This is a genomic window from Sphingomonas sp. ABOLE, assembly GCF_003950455.1.
Lineage (GTDB): Bacteria > Pseudomonadota > Alphaproteobacteria > Sphingomonadales > Sphingomonadaceae > Sphingomonas > Sphingomonas trueperi.
Map to the genome: position 1 here is coordinate 181,397 of NZ_QQWY01000003.1, position 26,391 is coordinate 207,787.

Sequence of the window (26,391 nt, forward strand, 5' to 3'; positions counted from 1 at the left end):
ACGCTGCTCTCGCTATCGTGGCAGAGGCCGCTCATAATTCTCAACCAAATTTGGGAATTGCCTCGCTGGTCCTACAATTGTCAGGACAGGGCGACCGGTGGCCAGAGAGTATACCGGCGTGGGGAGAGGAGGGATGAGGTTCACCTTCCAAGGGGCATGATAGATGAGGGGTTACCAGTTTCCGCTGTGCACGCTTGCGCTCGCCGCATCGTTCATCGGCAGCGCGGCGCATGCGCATGCGCATGCGCATGCGGGGGAAGAGCATCGTGATCCGGCCGCAGCGCCCGCGCCGGCCCAGGCCACGACGGCGGCGAAGGGCGATGGCGAGATCGTCGTCACCACCACCGCGCAGAAGCGCTTCGAGAACATCCAGAACGTGCCGCTCGCGGTGCAGGTGGTCACGCCTGCCCAGCTCGAGGCGCAGGGCGTTCGCCACTTCCAGGATCTCGGCAAGGTCGCGCCCTCGCTAACCGTCCGCACCGCCGAAAACCCGGTCAACGCGAACGTCTCGCTGCGCGGCGTCGGCACCTTCGCGTTCGGCATCGGTGTCGAGTCCTCGGTCGCAGTGACCGTCGACGGCGTGCCGCTCGCCTTCCAGGCGCGCGCCTTCACCGATCTGCCCGACGTGGCGATGATCGAAGTGCTCCGCGGCCCGCAGAGCACGCTGTACGGCAAGGCCGCCTCGGCCGGCCTGATCAAGATCATGACCACCCAGCCGACCAACGATTTCCACGTCAAGGCGAACCTGCTCGCCACCGACGACAAGGAATATGGCGGCAATTTCAGTGTCACCGGCCCGATCAACGAGACGCTCGGCTATGTCTTCTCGGCCAGCTATTCGAACTGGGGCGGCAACGTGCGCAATGTGGTCGACGGCAAGGACGTCAACGGCCGCGAGACGCTCAGCACCCGCGGCAAGCTGAAGTGGAAGGCAAGCCCGGACGTCGTCTTCACCGCCTCGGCCAACTATCTCAATGGCAACACCACGGTCGGACGCCCGTTCATCCGCATGGCGCCGGGCGCGCTGCTGCGGGGCCAGGCCGGCCTCACCGCCGACGTCGTGCTGCCGGGCATCACCATCAGCCCGCTGAACCAGAAGGTCGCCAACAACGACCGCGCCGGCACCAAGTACTGGGGCTGGGGCAGCATGCTGCGCACCGACATCAATGTCGGCAAGATGCAGGTGCTGGGCCTGACCTCCTATGACAAGTTCCGCATGGACGACTATATCGACCATGACGACACGGCCGCGCCCGGCCCCTACGGCCGCAACATCCAGGTCGGTGCGTTCAAATCGCGGCTGTTCACGCAGGAAATCCGACTGCTGTCGCCGGGCACCGACGCGTTCCGCTACGCGCTCGGCCTCTACTACGCCAATACGGGCTTCCAGCGTCCGTTCATGCGCGGGCCGGTGTTCGCACAGCAAAACTGGTACGCCACCTCGGGCTCGCGCCAGGTCGCCGCGTTCGGCCAGATCGACTGGGAATTCGTGAAGAACCTCACCGCCACCGTCGGCGGTCGCGCGCAGACCGAGCGAGTGAAGTACACCTTCCGCGACAACAATGCGAACGGCAGCTGGGCAGGCCATGCCAGCGACAATGCCACCACCTATCGCCTGGGCCTGCAGTACCAGGCGACCCGCGACGTGATGCTCTTCGGCAGCTACGCCACCGGCTACAAGGGCCAGACCTACGATCTGACCAGCAACTTCAACCAGGCGCGTGCCGATGCCGGCCCGATCCGGCCGGAGACGTCGAAGGACAAGGAATTCGGTGTCCGCACCCAGTTCTTCGGTCGTCGGATGACCTTCAACGTCACCTATTTCGACACCAACTACAAGGACCTCCAGGCGCAGTCGATCGAGACGGTCAATGGTGCCAGCAACTATCGCCTGACCAATGTGGGCGGCATGAACACCAAGGGCCTGGAATTCGAAAGCGCCGCGCGCATCACCCATGATCTGACGATCAGCGGTGCGGTGACCTATCTCGACGCCACCTACACCTCGTTCCCGGCCGCGCAATGCTATCCGCTGCAGACGCAGGCGCAGGGGTGTAATCCGGGCAAGCCGGCGTTCCAGAACCTGACCGGCACCCGCGCGATCCAGGCGCCGGAATGGAAGAGCAACGCGAGCATCGAATATGCGCCCGCGCTCACCGAGAAGCTGACCGGCGTGTTCCAGGGCAGCTGGCAGTACCAGTCGAGCGTCTATTATGTCGCGCACGATCCCGAGACCTTCCAGCCGACCTACAGCATCTTCAACGTCAGCGTCGGCGTGCGCGATCACAAGCGCCGGTGGGAAGCGACGCTGTTTGTCAACAACCTGTTCGACAAGCAGTATTTCCAGTCGCTGGTGAATACCTCGTCGAATTTCATGAGCGCCGGGGCGAATTCGTCGAACGTCATCGCCACCCAGGCGGTGCTGCCGCGCGATTTCCGCCGCTATGCGGGCATTCGCTTCGGCCTGAACTACTGATCCCTTCGCTCAGCGAACGGTACCCAGGGGAGGGGCGGAGGCGATGCTTCCGCCCCTTTTTCGTTGGGCGGTGCGCAAGCGCGCAACGTCCGGAACAGGCCCAGCCAAAAACATTTCGAGGCCGTTTTCGGTCAGGCCACAACACTTATCCTATAATTCTCACAAAATCAGCGTCGGCGCGCGCACCCGCGTAGCCGGCCGTTCCAGCTTGGGAGAGGCAAACGATAGCATCACGCAAGGGGTTCAAGTTTCATGAGGGGTTTCCCATTTTCGGCACGCGCCGTCGCGCTGGCCGCCACGTTCCTCGCCGGCAGCGCCTATGCCGCGACGCCCGAGGAAGCTGACAAGGGTGCGGGGGCACCCGCCCAGGCCGCGCCGGCCGCCGGCCAGGACGATGGCGAGATCATCGTCACCACCACCGCGCAGAAGCGCTTCGAGAACATCCAGAACGTCCCCCTCGCGGTGCAGGTGGTGACGCCCGCCGATCTCGAGGCGCAGGGCGTCCGCCACTTCCAGGATCTCGGCAAGGTCTCGCCCTCGCTGGTGATCCGCCCCTCGGAAAACCCGGTCAACGCCAACGTCTCGCTGCGCGGCATCGGCACCTTTGCCTATGCGATCGGCGTCGAATCCTCGGTGGCGGTGACCGTCGACGGCGTGCCGCTCGCCTTCCAGGCGCGTGCCTTCTCCGACCTGCCCGACGTGGCGATGATCGAAGTGCTGCGCGGGCCGCAGAGCACGCTGTACGGCAAGGCGGCCTCGGCCGGCCTGATCAAGATCATGACGGTTCAGCCGACCAAGGACTTCCATGTGAAGGCCAATGTGCTGGCGACCGACGACCGCGAATATGGCGGCAATTTCAGCGTCACCGGGCCGATCAACGACAATCTCGGCTATGTCGTCTCGGCGAGCTATTCGAACTGGGACGGCAACGTCCTCAACGTGTTCAACAACAAGCGCGTCAACGGCCGCGAGACGCTGAACACCCGCGCCAAGCTGAAGTGGAAGGCGACGCCGGACGTGATCTTCACGCTCTCCGGCAACTATGTCGACGGCAAGACCGATTTCGGCCGCCCGTTCATCCGCGTCACCCCGGGGGCGACCTTCCTCAACACTCCGGGCCTGACCACCGACGTGGTGCTGCCGGGGATCACGATCGAGCCGGACAACCAGAAGATCGCCAACAATGATCGCGCCGGCACCAAGTTCGCCGGCGGCGGCGGCATCCTGCGTACCGACATCAATATCGGCAAGATGCAGGTGCTGGGCCTGACCTCGTACGACAAGTTCCACATGAACGACTATATCGACCAGGACGACACCGTCGCCCCGGGCGCGATCGGCCGCAACATCCAGGACGGCCGCTTCCAGTCGCGCCTGTTCACCCAGGAAATCCGCCTGCTCTCGCCGGGCGAGGACGCGTTCCGCTATGCGCTGGGCGTCTACTACGCCGATGCCGCCTTCCAGCGCCGCTTCTATCGCGGGCCGGTGACCTCGCCGCAGAACTGGTTCGCCACCTCGGGCTCGCGCCAGATCGCGGCGTTCGGCCAGATCGACTGGGAGTTCATCCAGCACCTTACCGCCACCGTCGGCGGCCGCGCGCAGAACGAGCGCGTGGAATACACGTTCGACGACCGGCGCCTGGCGACCAGCTATGCTGGCCATGCCAGCGACGACGCCACCACCTACCGGCTGGGCCTCAACTGGCAGGCGACGCGCGACATCCTCGCGTTCGGCAGCTATGCCACCGGCTACAAGGGCCAGACCTACGATCTGACCAGCAACTTCGACAAGAACCGCGCCGCCGCCGGTCCGATCCGGCCCGAAACCTCGAAGGACTGGGAGTTCGGCCTCCGCTCGCAGTTCTTCGGGCGCCGCGTGACGTTTAACGTCACCTATTTCAGCACCGACTATACCGACCTGCAGGCACAGACGATCGAGCAGCTGGCGGACGGGACCTCCAATTTCCGCCTGACCAACGTCGGCAAGATGAACACCAAGGGCCTGGAGTTCGAAGCCGCGGCACGCGTGATGCGTGACCTGACGATCAACGGCGGCCTCACCTATCTCGACGCGACCTATCTCTCGTTCCCGGCGGCGCCGTGCTACACCCAGCAGGGTCCGGCGCAGGGCTGCATCACGCAGGGCAAGCTTAGCTATCAGGTGCTCACCGGCACGCGGGCGATCCAGGCGCCCGAATGGAAGGGGTCGATGGCGATCGACTATAGCCCGGCGCTGACCGAGAAGCTGAACGGCGTGCTCGTCGGCAGCTGGCAGTATCAGTCGAGCGTCTATTATGCGGCGCGCGATCCGGAGACCTTCCAGCCCGCGTTCAGCATCTTCAACCTGAGCGCCGGCGTGCGCGACCACAAGCGCCGCTGGGAAGCGACGCTGTTCGTCAACAACCTGTTCGACAAGCAGTATTTCCCGGCGCTGGTCAACTCGGGCGGCAATTTCGGCAAGCAGATCGCCACCCAGTCGGTCCTGCCGCGCGATTTCCGTCGCTATGCAGGCCTGCGCTTCGGTGTAAATTACTGATGCACACGCGGGAGGGCGGGGGCGATGCCTCCGCCCTCTCCATCAGGAGAGGGGACCGAATGATCGGCAGAATTGGAATCGCGGCCGCAGCATGCGCAGCCGCGATTTTTGCGTTTCAGGGCCACGCGCAGCAGGCACCGGCACGGCCCAGCGTCGACGCGCCGGAGCTGGCGGCGCTCGGCAGCTACGGCGTCGGGGTGGCCGATCTCGAGTTCGTGGAAGCGGGCCGGGCCGATCCGCTACAGGGCGCCGACAAGCCCGCGATCGTCGACCGGCACATCCCGATCAAGCTCTGGTATCCGGCCGCGGCAAAAGGCGCGGGCACCCGCTATCGGACCGCGCTGCCGGGCGAGAAGGGCAGCGACGTGCCGTTCGAGGTGCCGGGGCTCGCCACGCCGGGCGCGGCGGCCGCCAAGGGGCGCTTCCCGCTGGTGATCCTCGCCCATGGCTATAGCAACACCCCGGAGGTGCTGTCCTGGCTCGGCGAGAACCTCGCAAGCAAGGGCTATGTCGTGGTCGCGCCCGCCTTCCGCGATCCGCCGATCACCATCCGCACGCCGGCCGCGCGCGCCGGACCGTTGACCAGCCGCCCGCTCGACATCGCCTTCGTCGCTGCCGAGGCCCAGCGCCGGGCGCAGGCCGGGCAGGGGGCGTTCGCCGCCGCCGATGCCGCGCGCACCGCGCTGATCGGCTATTCGATGGGCGGTTACGGCGTGCTCACCGCCGCCGGCGCGCCGCTCGATCCGGCGGTGGCGGGCGCGACGCGCGGCGTGCTCGCGCCCTATGTGGCCGGGGCGGAGAAGGCGGAGCGCCTCAAGGTCGCCGATCTCAAGGCGGTGGTGGCGATCTCGCCCGCCAGCAACCTCTACGGCACGCCGCTCTGGGCCGCACCGGGCGTTGCGGCGATCCGTGCGCCGACGCTGTTCATCGTCGGCAGCCAGGACCATGTCGTCGGCTATGATCCGGGCGTGCGCACGCTGTTCGACCAGGAAGTGCATGCCCCGCGTTACCTGCTCACCTTCCGCGAGGCGGCGCACAGCATTGCGCTGATCGGCGCGCCCCCGGCGATGCGCGAAAGCTTCTGGGACCTGGACTGGTTCGAGGACGCGGTGTGGCGCAAGGACCGGCTGATGGCAGTGCAGGCGCACTTCATCACCGCGTTCCTCGATCGCTATGTGAAGGGCGAGGAAGCCAAGGCCGCGTACATCGACGGCTTGGTGCCGAACTCGAACGACGGCAAATGGCAAGGCGCGCCCGGCGGCCGCTACGCCGGGTTCAGCCCCGGCGCGCCGGCCTCGACGATCTGGAAGGGCTTCCAGCCCAGCCGAATCTCGGGGATGAACTTCGAGTTCAAGCCCGCGCAGCCCTGAGCCCGGTCAGCACTCGACGACGTTGACCGCCAGGCCGCCCAGGCTCGTCTCCTTGTACTTGGAGCGCATGTCGAGGCCGGTCTGGCGCATCGTCTCGATCACCGCATCGAGCGAGACCTTGTGCGTGCCGTCGCCGTGAAGCGCGAGCATCGCGGCGTTGATCGCCTTGACCGCGCCCATCGTGTTGCGCTCGATGCAGGGGATCTGCACCAGCCCGCCGATCGGATCGCAGGTGAGGCCGAGATTATGCTCCATGCCGATCTCGGCGGCATTCTCGATCTGCGCGTTGCTGCCGCCCAGCGCCGCGGCGAGGCCTGCCGCCGCCATCGAGCAGGCGACGCCCACTTCGCCCTGGCATCCCATCTCGGCCGCCGAAATCGACGCCTGGCGCTTGTAGAGGATGCCGATCGCCGCGGCGGTGAGCAGCAGGCGGCGCGCCCCGTCCTTGGTCGCATTGCCGACGAAGCATTCGTAGTAGCGCAGCACCGCCGGGATCACCCCTGCCGCGCCATTGGTGGGAGCGGTGACGACGCGGCCGCCGGCGGCATTTTCCTCGTTCACCGCGAGTGCCCAGAGGCTCACCCATTCGAGCACCGAGGCGGGCTCGACGCGGGGGCCGCGCGCGATCAGCTTCTGGTGGAGCTTGCGTGCGCGGCGGGGGACTTCCAGGCCGCCGGGCAGGATGCCGTCCTGCGCCATGCCGCGATCCATGCACGCGTTCATCGCATCATGGATGCCGTCGACAAAGGCGAGCGTCGCCGCATCGTCGCGCCAGCCGCGTTCGTTGGCGAGCATCAGCCCGGCGATGTCGAGCCCGAGCTCGTCGCAGCGCTGCAGCATCTCGCGGGCGCTGGCGAAGGGATGGTTGGTACCGGCGGAAAGGCCTGCCGCGGCTTCCTCGCCCTCGCGCCGGATCGCGCCGCCGCCGACCGAATAATATGTCCGCTCCAGCACCGCGCCGTCGATCAGCGTGGCGCGCAGCTTCATGCCGTTGGGATGGCCGGGGAGGAACTGGCGCTTGCGGAACTTGATGTCGGTTTCGGGATCGAACGGCACCAGCGCAGTGCCGCCAAGCCGCAGCCGGCGCTGCGCAGCGATGTCTGCTAGCATCGGCTCCACCGCATCGGGATCGACACCCTCGGGCCGCTCGCCCGCCAGCCCCAGCACCACCGCGCGATCGGTGGCGTGGCCCTTGCCGGTCAGTGCCAGCGAGCCGAACAGCTCGCAGCACAGCTTGGTGACGCTCCGCCCGTCGGCGATTACCCAGGCGGCGAAGTCGCGCGCGGCGCGCATCGGCCCCACGGTATGCGAGCTCGACGGCCCGATGCCGATGGTGAACACGTCGGTGATGCTGATCGGCCCTGCATTCGGCCCGACGCCTTTGGTCGCCACGGAACCCGTCTCCTGAAACACTCGGTTGCGGGCCCCTTCTGTCCGTTTGCCTGAGATCGCTATCCCGTCGGCGGGCGCGCGCGGCGCCACTCTCCAGAATGTTGTGGCCGGAAGGTCCTTTTGCCTGAGAGTTTCCGGGGCGGTTGCTCCTTCGGCGATCCGGTTGCCCGGATTCTCTCCCTTTCCGACAGCGTGTGTTTCGCCGTGCGGCCGCGCGCTGTCAAACGCTGATTGGGCGAAGGGCTTCCAGCGCGGGCAGCAGTTCGGCGAAGGAATCGATCACCGCCTCGGCGCCGAGCGTGGTCACCGGCACCTGCGAGAAGCCGAAGCTGCACGCGATCACGGGGACGCTCGCCGCCTGCGCCGCCTGCACGTCGTAGATCGAATCGCCGACGAACGCCGCCGGGTCGCCGCAGCGCCGGACCATCTCCAGGATCGGCGCGGGCGAAGGCTTGGCGGTGCCGGGGCCGAGCGTGTCGCCGCCGATCACGGTGGTGAAGCGCGGGAGCAGGCCGGTCGCCTCCAGCAGCGGCAGGCTGAGCGCCTCCAGCTTGTTGGTGACCACCGCCAGCTTGATGCCCTGCGCGGCCAGCGCATCGAGCGCGTCGAGCACGCCGGGATAAAGGCGGCTATGCTCGGCGATATGGTCGCCATAGGTCGCGACGAAGCGCGGATAGACCCGTGCCACCACCGCCGCATCGCCGCCGCCTGTCGCCGCGACCGCCTGCTCCAGCAGCTTGTGCACGCCGCGGCCGACCATGGACAGGATGCGGTCGAGCGGCAGGGCCGGCCGGCCGTCCTCGGCGAGCACGCGGTTGAGCGTCGCGGCAAGGTCGCCGCTGGTATCGAGCAGCGTGCCGTCGAGGTCGAATCCGATGGTCCGGAAGGGCAGGGGCATGGCGTGCCGCATGGCAGCATCGTGCTGGAAAAGCCATGTCCAGCGTGGCAGGGGTTGCACCCCATTTCGACCGGAGACTGGCCACGTGACTGCACCCATCGCCGCGATCATCCTCGCCGCCGGCAAGGGCACGCGGATGAAATCCGATACCCACAAGGTGCTGCACCCGATTGCCGGACGGCCGATGCTGCTCCACCTGATCGACAGCGTGAAGGCGCTGGGCGCCGCGCGCGAGGTCGTGGTGGTCGGCGCCGGGCGCGAGCAGGTGGAGGTTGCCGTCACCCCACTGGGCGCGGAGACGGCGCATCAGGCCGAGCAGCTCGGCACCGGGCACGCCGTGCTCCAGGCCAAGGACGCGCTGGCGGGCTTCGACGGCGACGTGCTGATCCTCTATGGCGACGTGCCCCTCGTCACCACCGCGACGATGCGGCGGATGGTCGAGCGGCTGCATGGCGCGGACCAGCCCGCCGTCGTGGTGCTCGGCTTCCGCCCGGCCGATCCCGGCGCCTATGGCCGGCTGATCATCGAGGGCGGCGATCGCCTGTCGAAGATCGTCGAGTACAAGGACGCTTCGCCGGAGGAGCGCGCCGTCACCCTGTGCAATTCGGGGCTGATGGCGGTGCGGGGCGCCGATCTGTTCGTGCTGCTCGACCGGCTGAAGAACGACAACGCCGCCAGCGAATATTACCTGACCGACATCGTCGAGATCGCCAATGACGACGGCCGGGTCGCGGCGGTGATCGAGACGGGGGTCGCCGAAGTCACCGGCGTCAACAGCCGGGGCGAACTGGCGGCGGTGGAGGGGGCGTGGCAGCAGGCTCGCCGCGCCCGTGCCATGGCGGAGGGCGCGACGCTGATCGCGCCGGAGACGGTGTGGTTCGCCTACGACACGCAGATCGGCCGCGACGTGACGATCGAGCCCAACGTGGTGTTCGGCCCCGGCGTCACCGTGGCCGACGGGGTCGTGCTGCGCGCGTTCAGCCACATCGAGGGCGCAACGATCGCCAGCGGCGCGATCGTTGGTCCCTATGCCCGGCTGCGCCCCGGTGCGGTGCTGGAGACGGACTCCCATGTTGGCAATTTCGTCGAACTGAAGAACGCGGTGCTCGGCAAGGGCGCCAAGGCCAACCACCTGACCTATCTGGGCGATGCCAGCGTCGGCGCCGGGGCGAACATCGGCGCGGGCACGATCACTTGCAATTACAACGGCTTCCTAAAGCAGAAGACGGTGATCGGGGCGGGCGCCTTCATCGGATCGAACAGCGCGCTGGTGGCCCCGGTGGCGATCGGCGACGGCGCGATCATCGGCGCGGGATCGGTGATCACCCGCGATGTCGAGGCCGATGCGCTGGCGGTTACCCGCCCGGAAACATTGACGAAGCAGGGCTGGGCCACGACCTTCCGTGCGATAATGAAGGCACGAAAGGCCGCGAAATGACCGACCGCTATACCGACAAGCCGTTCCTCAAGCTGCTCGACGCCTATGTGCTCGACGCGATCGGCCATCTCGACGAGAAGAGCGACGCCCAACTCACCGCCGCCGAGCCGGCGCTGCGCGAAGCCTTCGGCGGGGAGAGCGATTGGCGGGGCATCGTCGTCGAGCGGATGCAGTTCCCCGAGGGGATCGCCGGGGCGATCCGCGAAGTCTGGGAAAAGGGCGCCGTGCGTTTCCGCGAGGAACAGGGGCATGAGCCCGATCCGGCCGAGTTTACCCGGATTTTCAACGACACCAACTTTCCGCACTGAGGGACAGGGCGCTTAGTAGGCGGACCCATTCAGCCATCCGTCAGTATGCCCCCGCTAGCGGCGGCCGCCCACCCGCGCTAGGGCTGGGGCAGGAGGACGGATGCGATGTGCGGAATCGTTGGAATCGTGGGCAAGGAAGACGTCGCAGAACGTCTGTTCGAAGGCCTCAAGCGCCTCGAGTATCGCGGTTATGACTCGGCCGGCATCGCCACGGACGTAGACGGCACGATCGAGCGCCGCCGCGCCTCGGGCAAGCTGGTCAATCTGGGCAAGGAACTCGCCGCCCACCCGCTGCCCGGCACCACGGGTATCGCGCACACCCGCTGGGCGACGCATGGCGGCCCGACGACCAACAATGCGCACCCGCACGCGACCGGCGAAGTGGCCCTCGTCCACAACGGCATCATCGAGAATTTCAAGGCGCTGCGCGAGGAACTCACCGCGCGCGGCCGCACCTTCACCAGCGAGACCGACACCGAAGTCGTCGCCCATCTGGTGAGCGAGAAGGTCGAGGCGGGCATGGCCCCGGCCGAGGCGGTGCGCGAAGTGCTGCCGCGCCTCCACGGTGCCTTCGCGCTTGCCATCCTGTTCCGCCAGCATCCCGATCTCCTGATCGGCGCGCGGCTCGGCTCGCCTTTGGTTGTCGGCTATGGCGAGGGCGAGACCTATCTCGGCTCGGACGCGCTGGCGCTGGCGCCGCTCACCCAGCGCATCGCCTATCTGGAGGAGGGCGACTGGGTCGTCATCACCAAGGACGGCGCCGAGATCTTCGACAAGGACAATAATCCGGTCGAGCGGCCGATCACCATCTCGGGCGTGACCGGCGAGCTCATCTCCAAGGGAAACCATCGGCATTACATGCTGAAGGAGATCTACGAGCAGCCGATCGTCGTCGCGCAGACGCTGCGCGCCTATCTCCAGCGCATGGAGGAGAAGGTGACGCTGCCGATTCCGGAGTTCGATCTCTCGGCGATCAAGCGCGTCACCATCGTCGCCTGCGGCACCAGTTATTATGCCGGCATGGTGGCGAAATACTGGTTCGAGCAGTTCGCCCGCGTGCCGGTGGACATCGATGTCGCCTCCGAATTCCGCTACCGTGCGCCGGTCATGGAAGACGGCGGGCTGATGATCGTGATCAGCCAGTCGGGCGAAACCGCGGACACGCTTGCTGCGCTCCGCCACGCCCGCAGCGAGGGGCAGACGATCGCCGCGGTGGTCAATGTGCCGACCAGCACCATGGCGCGCGAGGCGGACCTGCTGCTGCCGACCCATGCCGGGCCGGAGATCGGCGTGGCCTCGACCAAGGCGTTCAGCTGCCAGCTGGCGGTGCTGGCCGCGCTGGCGGCCAATCTCGCCAAGGCCAAGGGCAAGCTGGACGAAGCCGAGGAACGCCGCATCGTCCGCCATCTGGCCGAAGCGCCGGCTTCGCTCAACGCCGCGCTGGCCTATGACGAATCGATTCAGACGATGGCCGGGGTGATCGCGGCGGCGCGCGACGTGCTGTATCTCGGTCGCGGCACCGATTATCCGCTGGCGCTGGAAGGCGCGCTGAAGCTCAAGGAAATCAGCTATATCCATGCCGAGGGCTATGCCGCCGGCGAGATGAAACACGGGCCGATCGCGCTGATCGACGATGCCGTGCCGGTGATCGTGATCGCGCCTTCGGGCCCGCTCTTCGACAAGACCGTCAGCAACATGCAGGAAGTGCAGGCACGTGGCGGCAAGGTGGTGCTGATCTCGGACTATGACGGCATCCAGGCCGCGGGGGACGGCTGCATCGCCACCATCACCATGCCCAAGGTCCACCCGCTGATCGCGCCGCTGGTCTATGCGGTGCCGGTGCAGTTGCTCGCCTATCACGTTGCCGTCGCCAAGGGCACCGATGTCGACCAGCCGCGCAACCTGGCCAAGTCCGTCACCGTCGAGTGACGGGCTGGCGTGGCCGGGGTGTACTCGCGGCCACGCTATCCGCAGCTTCGCCTCATTCGTGCAGGAACAGGCCTGGCTGCACGTTCGGCAGATGCTGCCGGAGGTACATCGTCGTGGCGGGCGGCCGAGGCGCCGTCACATGCCGGTAGGCGCAGCGGTACGGTGGGCGGGAGTCTCGTCGAACGGCATCGCCTGGGCGCGGCGCGGGCTGCGCGGCTGGGAATTGTCGAGCAGAATGCGTACCGCCCAGGGGCGGCCGGCATTGCGGGCATAGTTCACGCGCATCTTCGGTCTCCTGAAGTGTTGCAGCCATAAGCACCGATCCGCGCGGCCGCTCCATCCTATGCGGGGCATGGCGCCCGCATACGTGCGTTTAGGTTCGCTGGCCGCGCGGCTGGGGACGGGGCAGCGACCGGTACGGTGGAGGTGGAATCCTCCATGCTGATCGGGGAAGGTTGTCGGGCGGCGAGGGGCAGGGGGGCAATGCCGCCCGACCCTTTTGGTGTACCGAACGGCCTGCGGCGACGTCAGTATACGGGAGTATCTGCCAACCCATCTTCCGGCGAGGCGATCCTATCCCTCATGCGGGAATGCGCCGCGTCGACGCAGTCGACCGGGCAGGGCTTCCGAACAGGCGATCTTCTCCACCTGCCTCTTTCCGACGCCGGATACCACCTCGCGTCCCGGATGATGCGCGATGCCCTCCGCGAACGAGGCGCGATGGCGTTGCAGTCGATCGGATCCCGCGCGGGCGGCCGCCGGCGCTGAGGAGACGTTCTGCATACATTAAGCAGGCAAAATTCCGTTCATGGAAATTGTGTATGGGTTATGTAGTGACTATGTGGCAGCTGGATGGTGCGACTCAGGAGTTGGGTCATGACGGTATCGACCAAGGCAGCGTTTCCCTGGATCCTGAAATGCGGGTGGAAGGGGCTGTGCCCGCGCTGCGGAAAGGGGCGCATGTTCCGCTCCTGGCTGAAGGTGGTCGACAAATGCGATGCATGCGGCCTGGACTATCGCTTCGCCGCGCCGGACGACGGCCCCGCCTTCTTCTCGCTGTGCATCGTCGTTTTCCCGCTCACCTTCGTGGTGGTGTGGGTGCAGGTGGCCTTCGATCCGCCCTTGTGGGTGCATCTGTTCACCTCGCTGCCGCTGATGGCGCTGGGCAGCCTGTTGCCGCTGCGGCCGATCAAGGGCTGGCTGGTCGCCTCGCAATATGTGAACCGCGCCCGCGAGGCGGGGACCGAGCGGCTGTGGAACCGGCTCGACGGCCGCGCCGCCGGCAGCGATCCGTTCGAGGGATGATCGCCATCGCGTCGCCTGTTGCCCGGCGCGAAGCGGCGCGCGCGGCCGCGACGGCTTCGCCCAGCACCGGGATTGAGGGCGGGACCATGCGCGGAACGTCTGTAAATTTAGATGCGATCGGCTAGGCCTCGAACCATGCAAAGCTGGAAACCCGACATCGCCGGAACCCTGGGTCCGAAGTACCTCGCCATCGCTGATGCGATCGCGCGCGACATCGAGGCAGGCGCGCTGCAGCCCGGCGACCGGCTGCCGCCGCAGCGGATGCTGGCCGAGGCGCTGGGCGTGGACCTGACCACCGTCACCCGCGCCTATGGCGAGGCGCAGCGGCTGGGGCTGATCGAAGGCGATGGCCGCCGCGGCAGCTTCGTGCGCAGCAAGGCCGTCGAGCCCAGCGGCATTCCCTATACCGAGCCGGCCGATGCCGGGATGAACGCGCCCCCCGAAGCCGCGGACCGGCAGCTGGAAAAGGCGTTCGCCGCCTCGGCGGCGAACCTGCTCGGCCGGGCGGACGGGCCAGCGCCGTTCCACTATCAGCCACGCGGCGGCATGCCGCTGGCGCGTGCGGCGGGCGCCGCCCTGCTGCAGGGCCGCGGCATCCCGGCCCAGGACGATACCGTGCTGGTCAGCGCCGGCGGGCAGCACGCGCTGCATGCGGTGATCAGCACCGAGCTGCGCCCCGGCGACGTGCTGGCGGTGGGCGCGTTCGCCTATCCCGGGCTGCTCGCGGTCGCGCGGCGCTATGGCCTGACGCTGCGGGTGATCGCGAGCGACGGCGAGGGCATGATGCCCGAGGCGCTGGCGGACGCCTGTGCGGACGGGGTTGCGGCGGCCTATGTCGTTCCCACCAACGACAATCCGACTACCGCGACGATGGGCCCGGCGCGGCGCACGGCGCTGGCGGCAGTGGTGCGCCGCCACGGGCTGAAGCTGATCGAGGACGATGCCTATGGGCTGCTCCCCGAGGCGCCCTTGCCGCCGCTCGCCGCGCTGGTGCCGGAACGCTGCTGGCACATCGCCAGCGTTTCGAAGATCCTGTCGCCCGGCCTCCGCGTCGCCTGGATCGCCGCGCCCGACGTCGCGGCGGCGTGGCGGCTCGCGGCCGATCTGCACGAAACCGCGGTGATGGCGCCGCCGCTCAACGTCGCGGTGGTCGCCGACTGGCTGCACGGCGGCAGCTTCGATGCGCTGCGTGCCGCGGTGCGCGAAGAAGCACGCGCGCGGCAGGCGATCGCCCGCGCGGTGCTGCGTCCCGGCAGCTTCCACGCGCAGGAAGAAGGCTATCATCTGTGGATGCCGCTCCCGGCAGGGGCGAATGCGGCCGAAATTGTCAACGCGCTGCGGCCGCAGGGGCTGGGCGTGGTCGGCGGCGATGTGTTTGCGGTGGATCCCGGGACGGCGCCGCCCGCGTTGCGCGTTTCGATCGGAGGATCGACGCCGCGCGAGCGTGTCGAGCGTGCGCTGCGGTTGGTCGACGCGCTGACCACCCCCGAGGCGACCCGCAAAATCGCGCTCGTCTAAGCGCTGCCAACCCCAAGGTAGAGGGGCCCTAGACCGAAGATGGATGTCCGCTTCGCGTCGATTATGGCAGCGTTGGTGCGGATCGAGGGGCCTCGCGTCGTTTAGTCCTTGGTATTCCGCGCGTTAGAAAAAGCCGGAATTCCGCCCGCTTGCCGCCCAGTTCCGGCGGTCTATATCGCTCGCACCTGCAGCAAAGAACGATAGCATGACCGCAACCACCCGCCCCCAAGGGCCCCGAGGCCCCAGCCTGCTCGCATCGATCCACGATGTCGGGCCCCGTTCCGAGGGCGCGGTCGACCAGCTTTCCGAGCTGTTCCTGCGGCATATCGGCGCGCCCCGCTATGCGATGCTGGTGGTGCCGGACCATTGGGGATCGGCCCCGCTGGTCCCCGGCAGCCCCTTCGCCACCCGGCTGCGTGGCTGGGCTGATTCGGGGATCGAGATGTTCCTGCACGGCTGGTTCCACAAGGACGTCTCCGAGCACGCCTCGGCCGGCGCGCGCTTCAAGGCCAGGCACATGACCGCGGGCGAGGGCGAGTTCCTTGGCCTCGACTATGCCACCGCGCGCGACCGGATGGCGCGCGGCCGGGCGCTGGTGGAGGACATTATCGGCCGCCCGGTCACCGGCTTCATCGCCCCCGCCTGGCTCTATGGCGACGGCGCCCGCGAAGCGCTGCGCGATCTCGATTTCGCGCTCGCCGAGGATCATTTCCGCGTCTGGGCGCCGCAGCAGCAGGACCGCGTGCTCGCCAAGGGCCCGGTGATCACCTGGGCCAGCCGCAGCAAGAGCCGGATTGCCTCCTCGCTCGCCGTGGCCGCGCTCGCCCGCACGCTGCTGCCGCGCCGCCCGGCGATGCGGCTTGGCGTGCATCCGGGGGACATCACCGTGCCGGCGCTGCTGACGAGCATCGACAAGACGCTCGGTGCGCTGACCAAGGGCGGCCGCTTCGGCCAATATCGCGAACTGCTGGAGACGCATTGATGCGCATCCTCGACGTCTGCGCCTTCTACAGCCCCTATGGCGGCGGCGTGAAAACCTATGTCCGTCGCAAGATGGAGCTGGGTGCCAAGCTGGGCCACGAGATCATCATCCTCGCCCCCGGCGAGCGCGAGGAGATCCTCGAGGCGCGCGACGGCGCGATCCTTGCGACGATCCCGGCCCCGCTGCTGCCGCTCGACCGCCGCTACCGCTATTTCGACGACGAGCCCGCGCTCCACGCCGCGCTGGACCGCTGGCGGCCCGATTTCGTCGAGGCCTCGTCGCCTTGGCGCAGCGCCTCGATGGTCGCGCGCTGGCAGGGATCGGCGGCGCGGTCGCTGGTGATGCACGCCGATCCGCTGGCCGCCTATGCCTATCGCTGGTTCGGCACGATTGCCAACCGCGAGACGATCGACAAGGGCTTCTCCTCCTTCTGGCAGCATCTCCGCCGGCTCGACGACGGGTTCGACCAGGTGGTGACGGCGGGGCAGGGGCTTGCGCGCCGGCTGACCGAAGGCGGTCTGACCAAGGTGGCGACGATCCCGATGGGCGTCGAGCCCGGCTATTTCAGCCCTACCCTGCGCGACGAATCGCTCCGTGCCGAACTGCTGGCGAGCTGCGGGCTGGGGCCCGAGGCGACGTTGCTGATCGGCGTCGGCCGGCTGGCGCCGGAGAAGCGCTGGCCGATGGTGATCGAGGCGGCCGAGGCGGCGGCGGGGCGGCATCCCATGGGGCTGGTCCTGATCGGCACCGGCACCGCCCGCTCCAAGGTGATCACCGCGATCGGCCGCAACCCGCACGCCCAATTGTTCGAGCCGACCAGCAACCGCGAGCAGCTCGCCCGGGTGCTGGCGAGCGCCGACGCGCTGGTCCATGGCTGCGAGGCGGAGACCTTCTGCATGGTCGCCGCCGAAGCGCGCGCCAGTGGCCTGCCGTTGATCGTTCCCGACGAGGGCGGCGCCGCCGACCAGTTCGTCGAAGGGCAGGGGATGCTCTATCGTTCGGCCGACCCGGTGTCCTTGCGCGATGCGCTGACCCACTTCGTCGACACCACCCCGATGTTCCACCGCATGCGCGCCACCGCGGACGCGCCGTCGACGCGGACGATGGACCAGCATTTCGAGGAACTGTTCGCGAGCTACCAGGCGATGGCGTACTCGCGCGCGGCGTAAGGGCGCGGCGCCTCGCGCTTACGGTCCCGGGCGCGGCCGTTTCGCTGCTTCCGCGGCAACGGCTGCGTCCCAGGTTCCCCAGTCGATCGACCGGCCGGGATAGGCCACCCGCGCGAACGGCCAGTCCGTGCGGATCCACTCGGTGACCCACGCATAGAGTTCGGCGTCGAACCCGGCGTCATGGTCCGCCTTGGTCACCCACAGCCGCACCATGGCGTCGTAGCCGGGGATCGGGCTGGGCGAGACATACACCGATCCTCGCTCGCGGCGACCATCGGGGGAGAGCACCGCATAGGCGAAGGACCGACGCGCGCGGAAGCGGGCCTGTTCCGTCTCCATGTCGCGCATGGCATCGGCATCGGTGATGCCGGGGTGCGGCCATGCGGTGCTGCGCGTGAAGGTCTTCTGGAGATGGTCGATCGACGACATATAGGCGTCGAAGTCGATCTTGACCAAAGCGGGCCCGAGCGGGACGAGCTTGAACCTTTGCGCGTCCACCAGGGTCGGTGGTGCGAATCCGGCAGGCACGAAGGGCGAAGCTCCGCCCGCTTCCTCCGCGGCGGCAGGCGCGGGCAGCTGCTGCGCCAGCGCTGCTGGCGACACCGCGGCGGCGGCCAAGGCCAGGGTCAGGCTGCGAAGTACCGTCGTCATGCGTGCAATCTCCCCGGGCTGGATCGAGCCCGCAGGTCGCTGCAACAATACGACGTTTACCCCAGCCGCGGGGTCTAGCCGCGCGCAGGTGCCGTCGCTGTCTCCAGCCGCTTCAGGAACGCCGGCAGCGCACAGCGGTGCTCGGCGCCCTCGTCGCAGCCCTTGAGGCGGAGCGGCGTCCAGACCGTGCGGTCGCGGGCGGCGCGCATGTCGGCGGCGCTCTGGCTGCGGTACCAGAGGCGCACCGCCTGGCGGCCATTGGGTGCCTTGACCAGCGCGATGGCGATGCCGCCGCCCGGCGAGGGATCGTTGGTCGCGAAGCCCGGCGCCTTGACCGGCACGCCCAGCACCGCCGCCAGTGCCGCGACGTTGGTATCGTGGCCGATCAGCACGTCCAGCTTGGGCGCGTCGGCGGCGGTCAGGTCGCGGGTGATGCGGTCGACCGTCGGCGCCATCTGGAAGGCGGCCATATAGGGCGGGCGGCTGAATATGTCGAACAGCGCGCCGTGGACCGCGCCCAGTGCTTCCAGCCGCGCCGGCGTCGCGCGGCCCCAGCCGACCTGCGCCAGCGGCAGGCCTTCGAGATATTGCAGCATCAGCACCTGCGCGGTGCCCGACGCGGCGCGGATCGGACCCTTGAGGTCGATCCCATGGCCGTCTTCGCTGGCGCGGACCGAGGAGGGCTCGACCGGGCTGCACGGCGCGATGGGGCAGGCGAGCACCTGCTCCAGCAGCGTGAGCCCTTCGGCATGGCGCCGGGTCAGCGCCTCGCCGCCGCCGGTATAGCGGTTGATCGATTCTACCGCGCGGGCCGCGTCGAACGCGGCGGGATGGGCGCCCAGCGGCTCGAAGATCGGGTCGTTGGTGCCTTCGGGCTTGTGGCCCACCACGACCTGGCAAGCGGGCGCGAAGCCCGCCGCATAGGCCTGGCCGCTGGCGATCGTGCGCGGCGAGCTGTTGGTCCAGAGCCGCAGCGCCGCGGGATCGGGGCAGCCGTTGGCGGCGACCAGCCCGGCGGCGGCGAACCAGCGTCGATCGGCCTTGGCCAGCGCGCGGAGTGCCGCAGCGCCGTGCGGCGTCACCTGCTCGGCCGGTCCGTTCCAGCGCGGCCAGGGCTGGCCGGTGCGCGTCGCGGGCGGCACCTCGCCGTCCAGCGGCGCGCGCACGCCGTGGCGCATCAGCAGCACCAGCCGCTCGACATGCAGCGGCTTTGGCGTCGTCGTTGCCTGGACGGCGGTGGGGAACAGGGCGAGCGCAGCAAGCGCGCCGACGCGCGCGAGAGGAGAGGTGGTCATCGGCGGATGCTAGCCTTCGCGCGTGAAAGCTGTGTGACGAAAAAGAATACCAATTTAATAATTGGTATTGCTCCTGTGATTTCCGCGATTTGCGCTGCATCGCAGCAAAAATGTAACCCCGGGATACTGAAATTGCCACGGAGGCTACGCTGAATTGCCGCCAGCCGCAGCTAGCGGCGGCAGCGACCAGCAGGAACAGGCTGGCACCAATATCCAGCGAAGGACATAACCAATGGGACACTGGAACAAGCGCACCGCGCTGCTCCTGGGCGGGGGCATGGTCGCACTCATCGCACAGGGGCAGGCATGGGCCGCCACGCCGCGCGAGAACACCGTCGCGGCAGCCGCGTCGGACACCCCGACCTCGGACAATGACGATCAGACGCGCGACGGCGAGACGATCGTCGTCACCGGCCAGCGCGCCGCGATCAAGACGGTGCAGGAGGAGCAGGTGAAGAGCGCCTCGCTCGTCACCATCGTCTCGGGCGAGGAACTGCGCGCGCAGCCGCAGCAGAACCTGGCCGACCTGCTCACCCGCCTGCCGGGCGTCAGTTCCTCGGTCGACCAGTCGCGCAACGCCGCCTCGACCGGCGAGGCGCAGTATCTGTCGATCCGCGGGCTCGACACCGCCTACAACGCCTATGCGCTCGACGGCGTCCGCCTGGCGCAGACCGATGCGCGCACCCGCGCCATCTCGATGAACCTGTTGTCGCCCTTCGCGCTCTCCGAGGTTCGCGTCGACAAGGCACCGACCGCGGCGCAGGACGGCGACGCCATCGCCGGCGTGATCGACCTGCGCACCGCCTCGCCCTTCGATTTCGGCGCGCACCATTTCCAGATCCGCGCACAGGGCCAGATCGCCGGCCGCGCGGCTGCGCGCGACCAGGATCCCTGGGGCGGCACGATCGCGCTCGAAACCGCCCAGCAGTTCGGCAGTTTCGGCGTCTATGCCTCGGGCTATTACGGCAAGAAGAACGTCTTCAGCGAGTCGGTGGCGATCCACAAGGATTACACCAAGCAGAACGGCAATGTGCCGGGCGCGGTGCGCGACAACCTCGCCAACGCGGTGCCGGTCGGCGTCGAGTGGAACATCTTCCAGAACAAGATCGAGCGCTTCGGCGGCACGGTGAACCTGGAATGGAAGGGCGACAGCACCGACCTCTATGCCCGCACGACCTATGGCGAATACCGCCTCAAGAACTGGATGGACCAGACTGCCGCGCGCAGCGTGGGCCTCACCGCCGGCCAGACCAACCCGAACGCGGGCAGCAAGCTGGGTTCCAACTATGACAGCGCCGGCTATCTGGCGATGTACGGTCTCGGCGGCACCAACTATTTCCGTACCGAGCACAGCAACCAGCGGCTTTTCACCACCAAGATCGGCGGTGAGAGCCGGCTGGGCGACCTGACGCTCGACTATAACGGCGCCTATTCGCGCGGCGCGACGAGCTATCCGCTGCGCATCCAGGCCAAGTGGGGCAGCCCGACCTATATCGGGCCGAATGCGACGGGCCCGGCTACCTACAAGCTGATCACCGGCCTGGCCGATCGCACCAACCCGCAGGTGGTGCTGACCGACGACGCCCGCAACACGATCACCAATCTCGACAATTTCGCCCAGGCCTACACCACGGCGCAGTTCGAGGATTCGTGGGAATCGAAGCTCGAGGGCCGGCTGGACGGCACCTGGCGCTTCGGCGATCGCGGGCTTTCCTCGATCCAGGCAGGCACCAAGTACGAAGCCTCGAAGCGCTATTCGAACAGCCTCGGCGACGATGGTGCGCTCGAATATGATTTCACCGCCACCGACCCGAACATGACCAAGCTCACCGCGGTGCCGGGCAAGCGGCTGAACGGCTTCATGAACGACGTGCAGGTGCCGTTCTACATCCCCGATCATGCCTGGATCGAGGCGCAGAACGCCAAGCTGTCGCTGTCGAAGCTGTCCGGCATCGATCCGGTGAAGCTGGAAGAGAACCGGCTCGACGGCAAGGAGCATCGCGCCAGCGGCTATATCCTCGCCAATTTCGCGTTCGGCGGCCTGACGATCACGCCGGGCCTGCGCTACGAGCACAACTGGTTCCAGGGCCGCTATTGGCAGGACAATGGCAAGACCGCAGGCTTCACCACCAGCGCGCGCAGCTACGACCAGTGGTTGCCGAGCCTGATCGCCTCCTATCGCCCGGGCGCGAACACCGTGTACCGCTTCTCGGTGCGCAAGAGCTATTCGCGCCCGGCGTTCGACCTGCTGCTCGGGCCGACCAGCGTCTCGCGCGACGACAGCGGCAAGATCACCTCGATCTTCGTGCCGAACCCCAATCTCGATGCGGTGGAGGCGTGGAACGTCGATACCTCGATCGAGCACAAGGGGGCGGGCACCGATCTGTTCTCGGCGTCGCTCTACTACAAGCGCCTGAACCATGTGATGTTCTCGACCGGCTCGACCAACGCGACCGGCGACCTCAACGTGTGGACCTCGCCCAACAGCCAGCTCTCGCCCGACGGGGTCGAGATCGAGACGCTCGACACCAGCGGCAAGGGCAGCGTCTACGGCGTGGAACTGTTCGCGCGCTACAGCCTGAAGGGCCTGCCGGGCCTGCTCGACGGGCTGGGTTTCCAGGGCAACGTGACGCTGCAGCGGGCGGATGCGACGGTGTACGTCTCGAACGGCTATCGCCGTCAGCGCATGCCGCAGGCGCCGCAGGTGATGTTCAACACCGAGCTGTTCTGGGTGCATGGCGGGTTCAACGCCGCGCTGAACTACGCCTATACCGGCAACAAGCTGTACGACCTGCGCTCGTCGCAGCCGGACACCTATGTCCAGCCGGTCTCCACGATGAACGCGATCCTCAGCTATGCGGTGAACCAGCATCTCACCGCCGGCGTGTCGGTGCAGAACCTGCTCGATTCGCACAGCTACTGGTCGACGGCCGGAGTCGGCAAGGCGCTGCTCTCGGTGGATCGCAAGGGCGGCTATGTCGAGGTGGGGCGCACCTACATGCTCAACCTGTCCTACGCGTTCTGAACAAAAAGGCCGGTCCGCCTAGGGAGGGAAGCGGACCGGCCCGTCATGCGCAAGCGATACGCTCGTACGTGGAAAACAAGTCGGCGCCCCACTGGGGGGATCGGTCGTGGAACGCCGACTTGTTCCAAACTGGCTATGCCCTGCGTCAGTTCAGGGCTGGCCGATACGCGGTTACCGGCGAAGGGAGCGGGGGGAAGCGCTGCCGTTCGCGTGCCCTCCAGATAGCCGCACGGGCCGATTCCGGCCATTCGGGGGGAGTCCGATCCGGGTTTCTCCGTAACGCTTTCTCAACGATCCAATCGATTGCAGTCGGCCACCGCGGCCAGCACGGGCTCTGCCCATTCGCGGCGGCAGATCAGCAGATCGGGCACGCTGGTGCTCGCCTGGTTGTAGACGATGGGCGCGCCGTCGATGCGCGAAGCGTGCAGCCCCGCCGCCAGCGCCACTGCTACAGGTGCGCAATTGTCCCACTGATGCTGGCCGCCGGAATGGAGGTAGATCTCGGCCTCGCCGCGCACCACCGCCATCGCCTTGGCGCCTGCCGAGCCCATGCCGACATGGACGGCGCCGATCGAACTGCCGACTTCGGCGCAAAGCTGGCTGGCGCGGGTGCGGCTGACCAGCATGCGCGGCGGCTGCTGGGGCGTGGCGAGCGCGGGCGGCGTGTCGCTGGCCAGCGTCAGCCCCAGCCGGGGCAGGGCGACCGCGCCCACGGCGGGGGCGCCGTCGATGGCGAGTGCGACGTGGACCGCCCAATCCTCGCGCCGCTCGGCGAATTCGCGGGTGCCGTCGAGCGGGTCGATGATCCACACCCGGCTGCGGCCGAGGCGGACGGGATCGTCGGCGGACTCTTCGGAAAGGATCGCATCGTCGGGCCGGGCGGCGCGCAGCCGGTCGAGGATCAGCGCATTCGCTTCCTCGTCCCCGCGTGCACCCCCGGCGCATTCGCCCTGGATGCGGAGCAGCAGCGCGCCGGCTTCCTCGGCGATGGCATGGGCCAGCTGGGCGTCGTTCACAGCATCGGGCTCCATACGCCCATGATCGCCTCGACGATCTGCTCCGCGGCCTCCTCGGGGCTCGTGCGGGTGGTGTCGATGCGGATCTCCGGGGCGAGGGGCGGCTCATAGGGGCTGGAGATGCCGGTGAAATTGGCGATCTCGCCGGCGCGGGCCTTCTTGTAGAGCCCCTTTACGTCGCGGCGCTCGGCCTCCTCGATCGGGGTATCGACAAAGATCTCGAAGAACTCTCCCTCGGGCAGCAGCGAGCGCACCATCGCCCGCTCGGCGCGGAAGGGCGAGATGAAGGCAGTGAGCACGATCAGCCCGGCATCGGTCATCAGCTTGGCAACTTCGCCGATCCGGCGGATGTTTTCCACCCGGTCCTGATCGCTGAAGCCGAGATCGCGGTTTAGCCCGTGGCGGATATTGTCGCCGTCGAGCAGGAAGCTGTGCTTGCCCAGCGCGTGCAGCTTCTTCTCGACGAGATTGGCGATCGTCGACTTGCCCGAGCCGGACAGGCCGGTGAACCACAGCAGGCGCGGCTGCTGGCCCTTTTGCTGGGCATGGGCCTCGCGGGTGATCTCCACCGCCTGCCAGTGGACGTTCTGCGCGCGGCGCAGCGCGAAATCGAGCATGCCGGCGCCGACGGTGGCGTTGGTCAGCTTGTCGATCAGGATGAAGCCGCCGAGATCGTGGCTCTCGGCATAGGGCTCGAAGACGATCGCGCGGTCGGTGACCACCTCGGCCACGCCGATGTCGTTCAGCGCCAGCGTCTTGGCGGGCGCGCGTGCCATGGTGTTGACGTCGATCGCATATTCGGGCGCGCGGATCACCGCGCTGACCGTCTGGGTGCCGAGCTTGAGCCAATAGGCGCGGCCGGGCAGCAGCTCGGCCGGGTCCATCCAGACGATGGTCGCCTTGAACTGGTCCGCGGCCTGCGGGGGCGCGTCGGCGGTGGCGATCACGTCGCCGCGCGAGCAATCGACTTCGTCGGCGAGGGTGAGGGTGACCGATTCCCCTGCGACCGCGATGTCCTTGTCGCCGCCCATCGCGACGATGCGCGCGACGGTGCTGGTGCGGCCCGAGGGCAGGATCCGGACCGGGTCGCCCGGGCGTATGGTGCCGCTGGCGATCAATCCGGCAAAGCCGCGAAAGTCGAGATTGGGTCGGTTGACCCATTGCACCGGCATGCGGAACGGCTTGATGCGATCGATGTCGCCGTTGACTTCGACGCTTTCGAGATGGTCGAGCAGCACCGGGCCGCCGAACCAGGGCATCGCATCGCTGCGCGTCGTGACGTTGTCGCCCTGGAAGCCCGAGATCGGGATCGGCGTGAAATCCTGGATGCCGATCGACTGGGCGAACTCGGCATAGGCATCGACGATGCGGTCGAACACCGCCTGGTCATAGTCGACCAGGTCCATCTTGTTCACCGCCACCACCAGGTGCCGAATGCCGAGCAGATGCGCGAGGAAGCTGTGCCGTTTGGTCTGAGTCAGCACGCCCTTGCGCGCATCGATCAGGATGACGGCGAGGTCGGCGGTTGAGGCGCCGGTGACCATGTTGCGGGTGTACTGCTCGTGCCCGGGCGTATCCGCCACGATGAACTTCCGCTTCTCGGTCGCGAAGAAGCGATAGGCGACGTCGATGGTGATGCCCTGCTCGCGCTCGGCGGCGAGGCCGTCGACCAGCAGCGCGAAGTCGATCGCCTGGCCCTGGGTGCCGACGCGCTTCGAGTCACTCTCCAGCGCCGAGAGCTGGTCCTCGAAGATCTGCTTCGAATCGTACAGGAGGCGACCGATCAACGTCGACTTGCCGTCGTCCACCGAGCCGCAGGTGAGGAAGCGCAGCAGGGACTTGTGCTGGTGCAGCTCGAGATAGGCCGAGATGTCGGAAGCGATCAGCGCGTCGGGGCGGTAGGCGGTCATCAGAAATACCCCTCCTGCTTCTTCTTCTCCATGCTGGCTGTCTGGTCGTGGTCGATCGCGCGGCCCTGGCGTTCGCTGGTGGTGGTGAGCAGCATCTCCTGGATCACGCTCTCCAGCGTGTTCGCCGTGCTCTCCACTGCGCCGGTGAGCGGGTAGCAGCCGAGCGTGCGGAAGCGGATCGAGCGCTCGACCGGGACTTCGCCGGGGTGCAGCCGGAAGCGCTCGTCATCGACCATCAGCAGCATGCCGTCACGCTCCACCGTCGGCCGGGTGGCGGCGAAGTAGAGCGGCACGATCTCGATGCCCTCGGCGAGGATGTATTGCCAGATGTCGAGCTCGGTCCAGTTGGAGAGCGGGAAGACGCGGATGCTCTCGCCCTTGGCCTTGCGGGCATTGTACAGCCGCCAAAGCTCGGGCCGCTGGTTCTTGGGGTCCCAACGGTGGCTGGCGGTACGGAAGCTGAAGATCCGCTCCTTGGCGCGGCTTTTCTCCTCGTCGCGCCGCGCGCCGCCGAACGCCGCGTCGAAGCCGTATTTGTCGAGCGCCTGCTTCAGCCCCTCGGTCTTCCACAGGTCGGTATGGAGGCCACCATGATCGAACGGGTTGATCCCGCGCGCCTTGGCCTCGGGATTCTGGTGGACGAGCAGTTCCATGCCCGCTTTCGCTGCCGAGCGCTCGCGCAGTTCGTACATCGCCTTGAACTTCCAGGTCGTGTCGACATGGAGGAGCGGGAAGGGCGGGGGCGCCGGATAGAAGGCCTTGCGCGCGAGGTGGAGCATCACCGCGCTGTCCTTGCCGATCGAATAGAGCATCACCGGCCGCTCGGCCTCGGCGACGACTTCGCGCAGGATGTGGATGCTCTCGGCCTCGAGCCGCTGGAGATGAGTCAGCGGGGCGGGGAACGCGGTGGCGGAATCCATGGTGCTCGTTTGCAGCATGGAAGGGCATGTAAAAAGCCCCGGGCGCCCGCGCGATCTAGTAAATGTTTAGTGCGGCATACCCGCCCCCGGCCGATCCTGCGGCGGGGGCGGGCAGCGGGATCAGTCGCGGCTCGGCTTGCCGACGCCGGTGTACTGCAGGCCGGCGCGCTCGAGCTCCGCGGGCGGATAGATGTTGCGCAGGTCGACGAGGACCGGGCTGTTCAGGCTGTTCTTGATGCGGGTGAGGTCGAGCG

19 protein-coding genes and 1 riboswitch are annotated in these 26,391 nt (G+C 67.7%); of the genes, 11 read left to right on the forward strand and 8 right to left on the reverse strand.

The features are described 5' to 3' along the window. Positions 1 to 163 precede the first annotated feature (163 nt). The 3 genes from CA234_RS03430 (at position 164) to CA234_RS03440 (ending at position 6,381) form a co-directional block, all read left to right on the forward strand. On the forward strand, positions 164 to 2,476 hold the full coding sequence (locus tag CA234_RS03430; RefSeq protein ID WP_126000876.1) for a TonB-dependent receptor: 2,313 nt from the start codon (positions 164 to 166) through the stop codon (positions 2,474 to 2,476). 252 nt (positions 2,477 to 2,728) lie between these two features. Continuing rightward, positions 2,729 to 5,011, forward strand: coding sequence for a TonB-dependent receptor (locus CA234_RS03435; protein ID WP_126000877.1), 2,283 nt, complete (start codon positions 2,729 to 2,731; stop codon positions 5,009 to 5,011). 59 nt (positions 5,012 to 5,070) lie between these two features. Continuing rightward, positions 5,071 to 6,381 (forward strand): dienelactone hydrolase, encoded by a 1,311-nt coding sequence (locus CA234_RS03440; RefSeq protein ID WP_126000878.1) that lies wholly within the window; start codon positions 5,071 to 5,073, stop codon positions 6,379 to 6,381. A 6-nt stretch (positions 6,382 to 6,387) separates the two neighbouring features. On the opposite strand, the gene CA234_RS03445 is transcribed toward CA234_RS03440, so the two are convergent. Together CA234_RS03445 and CA234_RS03450 are read right to left on the reverse strand one after the other, a co-directional pair. Continuing rightward, positions 6,388 to 7,773: an L-serine ammonia-lyase gene (locus CA234_RS03445; protein ID WP_126000879.1), complete on the reverse strand. Its 1,386-nt coding sequence runs from the start codon at positions 7,771 to 7,773 to the stop codon at positions 6,388 to 6,390. Between the two features lie 102 nt (positions 7,774 to 7,875). Further along, positions 7,876 to 7,965: riboswitch (glycine riboswitch) on the reverse strand. 28 nt (positions 7,966 to 7,993) lie between these two features. Further along, a complete protein-coding gene (locus CA234_RS03450) occupies positions 7,994 to 8,671 on the reverse strand; it encodes an HAD-IA family hydrolase (protein WP_126000880.1) in 678 nt (225 codons plus the stop codon). 85 nt (positions 8,672 to 8,756) lie between these two features. Between CA234_RS03450 and glmU the strand changes: the two genes are divergently transcribed. From glmU to glmS, 3 genes are all read left to right on the forward strand, one after another. Then, the gene (glmU, locus tag CA234_RS03455) at positions 8,757 to 10,109 is read left to right on the forward strand and encodes a bifunctional UDP-N-acetylglucosamine diphosphorylase/glucosamine-1-phosphate N-acetyltransferase GlmU (RefSeq protein WP_126000881.1); all 1,353 of its coding nucleotides are present in this window, start codon (positions 8,757 to 8,759) and stop codon (positions 10,107 to 10,109) included. Beyond that, the gene (locus tag CA234_RS03460; RefSeq protein ID WP_125972598.1) at positions 10,106 to 10,417 is read left to right on the forward strand and encodes a hypothetical protein; all 312 of its coding nucleotides are present in this window, start codon (positions 10,106 to 10,108) and stop codon (positions 10,415 to 10,417) included. The genes glmU and CA234_RS03460 overlap by 4 nt, the downstream gene beginning before the upstream one ends. A 105-nt stretch (positions 10,418 to 10,522) precedes the next feature. Further along, positions 10,523 to 12,346 (forward strand): glutamine--fructose-6-phosphate transaminase (isomerizing), encoded by a 1,824-nt coding sequence (gene glmS / locus CA234_RS03465; protein ID WP_126000882.1) that lies wholly within the window; start codon positions 10,523 to 10,525, stop codon positions 12,344 to 12,346. Positions 12,347 to 12,481: 135 nt separating this feature from the next. On the opposite strand, the gene CA234_RS24230 is transcribed toward glmS, so the two are convergent. Continuing rightward, a complete protein-coding gene (locus CA234_RS24230) occupies positions 12,482 to 12,631 on the reverse strand; it encodes a hypothetical protein (RefSeq protein ID WP_164521698.1) in 150 nt (49 codons plus the stop codon). A gap of 591 nt (positions 12,632 to 13,222) precedes the next feature. Here CA234_RS24230 and CA234_RS03470 point away from each other — a divergent pair. The 4 genes from CA234_RS03470 (at position 13,223) to CA234_RS03485 (ending at position 17,320) form a co-directional block, all read left to right on the forward strand. After that, complete coding sequence (locus CA234_RS03470) at positions 13,223 to 13,651, forward strand: DUF983 domain-containing protein (protein ID WP_126000883.1); 429 nt, start codon at positions 13,223 to 13,225, stop codon at positions 13,649 to 13,651. A 135-nt stretch (positions 13,652 to 13,786) separates the two neighbouring features. Beyond that, positions 13,787 to 15,169, forward strand: coding sequence for a PLP-dependent aminotransferase family protein (locus CA234_RS03475; RefSeq protein ID WP_126000884.1), 1,383 nt, complete (start codon positions 13,787 to 13,789; stop codon positions 15,167 to 15,169). 205 nt (positions 15,170 to 15,374) lie between these two features. Continuing rightward, positions 15,375 to 16,151: a DUF2334 domain-containing protein gene (locus CA234_RS03480; protein ID WP_126000885.1), complete on the forward strand. Its 777-nt coding sequence runs from the start codon at positions 15,375 to 15,377 to the stop codon at positions 16,149 to 16,151. Next, positions 16,151 to 17,320: a glycosyltransferase gene (locus CA234_RS03485; protein ID WP_126000886.1), complete on the forward strand. Its 1,170-nt coding sequence runs from the start codon at positions 16,151 to 16,153 to the stop codon at positions 17,318 to 17,320. The genes CA234_RS03480 and CA234_RS03485 overlap by 1 nt, the downstream gene beginning before the upstream one ends. 18 nt (positions 17,321 to 17,338) lie before the next feature. Here CA234_RS03485 and CA234_RS03490 read toward each other — a convergent pair whose 3' ends face one another. Then, entirely contained in the window at positions 17,339 to 17,971 is a 633-nt protein-coding gene (locus CA234_RS03490) for a twin-arginine translocation pathway signal protein (protein ID WP_125972586.1), read from the reverse strand. A 74-nt stretch (positions 17,972 to 18,045) separates the two neighbouring features. Beyond that, a complete protein-coding gene (locus tag CA234_RS03495; protein WP_126000887.1) occupies positions 18,046 to 19,266 on the reverse strand; it encodes a histidine-type phosphatase in 1,221 nt (406 codons plus the stop codon). A gap of 232 nt (positions 19,267 to 19,498) precedes the next feature. On the opposite strand from CA234_RS03495, the gene CA234_RS03500 reads away from it, so the two are divergent. Then, positions 19,499 to 22,291 (forward strand): TonB-dependent receptor, encoded by a 2,793-nt coding sequence (locus tag CA234_RS03500; RefSeq protein ID WP_126000888.1) that lies wholly within the window; start codon positions 19,499 to 19,501, stop codon positions 22,289 to 22,291. Between the two features lie 287 nt (positions 22,292 to 22,578). On the opposite strand, the gene CA234_RS03505 is transcribed toward CA234_RS03500, so the two are convergent. From CA234_RS03505 to cysD, 3 genes are read right to left on the reverse strand one after another with little or no spacing between them, the layout of a single operon-like run. Continuing rightward, the gene (locus CA234_RS03505; RefSeq protein ID WP_126000889.1) at positions 22,579 to 23,322 is read right to left on the reverse strand and encodes a 3'(2'),5'-bisphosphate nucleotidase CysQ; all 744 of its coding nucleotides are present in this window, start codon (positions 23,320 to 23,322) and stop codon (positions 22,579 to 22,581) included. Then, complete coding sequence (gene cysN, locus CA234_RS03510) at positions 23,304 to 25,217, reverse strand: sulfate adenylyltransferase subunit CysN (RefSeq protein ID WP_126000890.1); 1,914 nt, start codon at positions 25,215 to 25,217, stop codon at positions 23,304 to 23,306. Before cysN ends, CA234_RS03505 begins: the two co-directional genes overlap by 19 nt. Further along, positions 25,217 to 26,155, reverse strand: coding sequence for a sulfate adenylyltransferase subunit CysD (gene cysD, locus CA234_RS03515; RefSeq protein WP_241213222.1), 939 nt, complete (start codon positions 26,153 to 26,155; stop codon positions 25,217 to 25,219). The genes cysN and cysD overlap by 1 nt, the downstream gene beginning before the upstream one ends. Positions 26,156 to 26,391: the final 236 nt, after the last annotated feature.